Here is a 3,623-nt window from a genome sequence, read left to right as displayed (position 1 = left end):
AATGCAAACGTTAGTTCTGTTTTTTGCTAGCTATAAAGAAGATCTGGAGATTTGAAATCTTTTTTCACAAAACTATTGACCGAACAAGTGTTTTCTGTTATTATAAAGTCAAACATTTGTTCGGGAGGTTTTGTAATGAAAAAGTTAATTATATCAATAATAGTTTTATCGATATTAATAGTATCTATAGGTATAGCTTCTTCTTTAGAAAATAAAGGTACAATAAGCAGCAATTATAGTAAAACTACTATACAATACTTTAATATTACTGTAACTGAAGGGGACACACTATGGTCAATTAGTGAAAAGTATAGAGGGGATATAGAACAGGAAAATTTTATAAATATGATTAAACAAATCAATAATTTGCATCATAATGTAATTAGAGTAGGACAAAACTTAAAAATTCCTGAATTATAAGATATCGGATAGTTGGAAGCCTTGTAATGAAAGTCATCTACATGTGTGACATGGTGATAAAACTTATAACAGAATTTAGTTTAGTAAAGATAAAAATATTAATAAGAGAGAGATAGTAGAAAAAGGGGTGGAAATATGGGGAGAAATATAGATTTATCGAATACCCAGCAGTATCTAGAATGGTTAAAAACAAAGCTTTATTTAGATTCAATTGCACCCAATGCAAAGAATAGAGTCGTAAAAAGAGGAGAAGTATATAAATGTAATTTGGGAAAAGGTATTGGTAGTGAGGAATGCAAGGAAAGACCTTGTCTAGTAATTCAAAATGATGCAGGCAACATAAGATCGCCTAATGTAATTGTGGCACCTATAACACATACAAATTCAACTCTACCTATAGTGGTTCCACTTGCTAATCAATATGATTCTTCGGGACAAATCCTGTTAAATGGAAATGTGTTGTTGGGAAATATAATTTGTGTGAGCAAAGCAAGACTAGGTGATTATGTCACCAAATTAAATTCGGATGAGATGAAAAAGGTTGACGAGGCTATTGCAGTGTCATTGGACATAAAAAGACATTATGATACACTTAAAAATATTTTAGATGACAAATTAGATTATATTGATAAACTAAAGAAAAAGATAAGAAATTTAGAAGAAGATAAATCCCAATATGTTAATATGTTTAGTAAATTTGATGATCTTCAAAAAGAACTAGGGTTTGAAGGGTTTGACGATATGATAGAGCAAATAAAATTAAGATTCAAGAAATAACTATGGACAAGCAATCTCTCATGTGTTATTATATAAATACAAAGATGCTACTCACGAGTGGGGTAGTTGTATTATTACTTTAAATGGGAACTACGAGTGAGTTCCCTGCATCATTTTATTTCAAAAAAATTAGTACTAATTTTTATCTACTTGAATATAATTGCTATAAGAAGGGTATAAAATTAATAACCTAAGACAAAGAATAATCTAACAAAGATACTTTGAGATGAATGCTCAAAGTGGTATTATTAGCAAATAGGAGAGTCACGAGTGGACTCTCCAGTATTATTTTATTAGAAAACCTTTATGAATAGTAAGCTTATAAAAGTTATAGGCAAGTGATAGGGAAAATTAAATTTTTCTATATATAAAAAATGAAAGGGTGATATATTTTGAAAGTTGTAATATATACCAGAGTTAGTACTGAAAAGGAAAGTCAAAGCTCAAGTTTGGAAAGACAAGAAAAAGAGTTACTTAACTATTGTCAAAATAAAAATTATCAAGTTGTTGATATAATTTCAGAAAAAGTAAGTGGTTTTGATGAGGATAGGGAAGGTTTAATTAAAGCGTTGGGATATATAAAAAATGGACAAGCTAATTATATATTAGTTCAAGATGAAACTAGAATAGGTCGAGGATCTGCAAAAATAGCAATACTCCATCAAGTTAATAAATGGGGTGGCCAAGTTTTATCTATGGAAAATGATGGCCCTTTAGACATAACAGAGATGGAAGGTATGGTCTTAGAAATATTAGCTTTAGTTGAAGAATATCAAAGAAGATTAACAAACACAAAAATTAAAAGGGGGGTAAAAAAAGCAATAGAAGAAGGATACGATCCATCTCAAAATCTTAAAAACCGCCATTATGGAGGTAGAGATAAAATAGAAGTTCCAATAGAAGAAATTGTTCGACTAAAATCCCTAAACCTTTCATTTAAAGACATCGCAGCTACCTTGAGAGGATTTGGATATAATGTGTCTAAGGCAACTGTACATAGAAGATACCAAGAATACATGGAAAAACAATAGTCCATGTATTCTTTTTGTATATAATAATCCTTTTTCGGAAAAACTAAAACATCCCTAATAGAAAATAAACAAAAATCAAAAAATAGGAAATTAACAATTAAGGAGGATGGAAATGGACAAAATTCCTTTTTACCCAAATATAGAAGACTTTGATAATAATGATATATTTAATGATAATTATCATCCTGAATCATTCGATCTATTAAATTACTATAAAATATTTGAAGACAACGAAAATAAAGCTTACGTAGAAAAAAATGAAGATAAAGATCCTGGACCAGACAATTTAATTGATTTTGGTTATCAGTATGATGGCTTAGAAAATTCATCGGATAATTATTCTAAAATCTAATTAAATTGAAAGCTAACTTTTTTATTTTTAACGTCTCAAAAACTCAACAAATGTCAAGTAATGAGATTTTGACACTTATTATTCAACGTCCTATAATATACATTATGTAAACTAGAAGAAAAATAAAATATATGAGGACTAATTTAATCCTCATATATTTTATTTTTTTATTTTATGAACATGAGCTACCTTTACATCTTCATCTACATATGTAAACTTCTGTAATCTTGAATATATTTGATTTATTTCTTCTGTTGTTAATAAAACATCTGAATTCTTCATATCTTCTTTTATGATTTTCCTTAACATATTTCTTTTAATGACTTTTACATTGTCAGAAGTAACATTTACTTTCTTAAGTGTACAACGTTCACTAAAAATTATATACGATTTATACAAATTATCATTTTTTAAACCTACAGCAGCTTTTAAAGCATTAATATGTCCTTTGTTCTGTAAAATAGGATTGAAAAATTTATTCTTTTGCTTATTTGGGAGTGTTTGAGTCCAGGTCTTTTGGTTTTCATCTCCAAAGATCAATCCGCTATAATTTTTTGATTCAAATACATAAATACCCGTTTCGGAAATCATAACTAAATCTATTTCAGTGGTAGACCCATCCTTTTTAGGTATATATAGATTTGTCATTAATTTATGATGGAGTGTTATACCCTAACTGGACACGAATAAAGGTTCTTTCCTCTTCTTTTCTTAGAATACCTTCTTTTTCCTAAAGATTTTACATTTTTATTAGAATGTTATTTTGTAATTTTTTCTTATAATAGATATATTTACCATTTAATAGTTTTAATAAGCCAATGCTTATATAATTATGCCTTAAAAACTATGTTTTAGGCTACTAATTCCTTGCCTTTACTATGGTACTTTTCATATTCTATAGGGGACATATAATCTAAGCTACTATGTGACTTCTTTTACAGTTATACCGGTTTCTATATAATTAATTATGGCTATTTTAGCTTCTTCTCGGGTTTTAAATCGCCTTCTATGAATTAAATCTTTCTTTAATGTTGCAAAGAATG

The 3,623-nt window shown here is 28.3% G+C and carries 6 protein-coding genes; 4 read left to right on the top strand and 2 right to left on the bottom strand.

The genetic code is table 11. The features are described 5' to 3' along the window. Nucleotides 1–135: 135 nt before the first annotated feature. The 4 genes from yneA to BMX60_RS11650 all read left to right on the top strand — a co-directional run bounded on the left by yneA (nucleotide 136) and on the right by BMX60_RS11650 (nucleotide 2,580). A complete protein-coding gene (yneA, locus tag BMX60_RS11665; protein WP_091351606.1) occupies nucleotides 136–420 on the top strand; it encodes a cell division suppressor protein YneA in 285 nt (94 codons plus the stop codon). Nucleotides 421–555: 135 nt separating this feature from the next. After that, nucleotides 556–1,197 (top strand): type II toxin-antitoxin system PemK/MazF family toxin, encoded by a 642-nt coding sequence (locus tag BMX60_RS11660; protein WP_091351605.1) that lies wholly within the window; start codon nucleotides 556–558, stop codon nucleotides 1,195–1,197. Between the two features lie 392 nt (nucleotides 1,198–1,589). Then, nucleotides 1,590–2,228, top strand: a complete 639-nt coding sequence (locus BMX60_RS11655) for a YneB family resolvase-like protein (protein ID WP_091351604.1) — start codon at nucleotides 1,590–1,592, stop codon at nucleotides 2,226–2,228. 112 nt (nucleotides 2,229–2,340) lie between these two features. Next, nucleotides 2,341–2,580 (top strand): hypothetical protein, encoded by a 240-nt coding sequence (locus BMX60_RS11650; RefSeq protein ID WP_091351603.1) that lies wholly within the window; start codon nucleotides 2,341–2,343, stop codon nucleotides 2,578–2,580. A gap of 159 nt (nucleotides 2,581–2,739) precedes the next feature. Here BMX60_RS11650 and BMX60_RS11645 read toward each other — a convergent pair whose 3' ends face one another. Both BMX60_RS11645 and BMX60_RS12530 read right to left on the bottom strand, forming a co-directional pair. Beyond that, complete coding sequence (locus tag BMX60_RS11645) at nucleotides 2,740–3,228, bottom strand: nuclease-related domain-containing protein (protein WP_091351602.1); 489 nt, start codon at nucleotides 3,226–3,228, stop codon at nucleotides 2,740–2,742. Nucleotides 3,229–3,501: 273 nt separating this feature from the next. Beyond that, nucleotides 3,502–3,623 (bottom strand): IS3 family transposase (locus BMX60_RS12530; RefSeq protein ID WP_143055944.1); only part of this gene is annotated, 122 nt, incomplete at its 5' end.

This window comes from Anaerobranca gottschalkii DSM 13577 (genome assembly GCF_900111575.1).
Taxonomy (GTDB): Bacteria; Bacillota; Proteinivoracia; order Proteinivoracales; family Proteinivoracaceae; genus Anaerobranca; species Anaerobranca gottschalkii.
Note: the sequence above shows the minus strand (reverse complement) of the source record. Positions and strands in the feature narration are given on the sequence as shown.

Coding starts and splice junctions, on each gene's coding strand:
- yneA (WP_091351606.1), top strand. CDS start 136: ATGAAAAAGTTAATTATATCAATAATAGTTTTATCGATATTAATAGTA.
- BMX60_RS11660 (WP_091351605.1), top strand. CDS start 556: ATGGGGAGAAATATAGATTTATCGAATACCCAGCAGTATCTAGAATGG.
- BMX60_RS11650 (WP_091351603.1), top strand. CDS start 2,341: ATGGACAAAATTCCTTTTTACCCAAATATAGAAGACTTTGATAATAAT.
- BMX60_RS11645 (WP_091351602.1), bottom strand. CDS start 3,228: ATGACAAATCTATATATACCTAAAAAGGATGGGTCTACCACTGAAATA.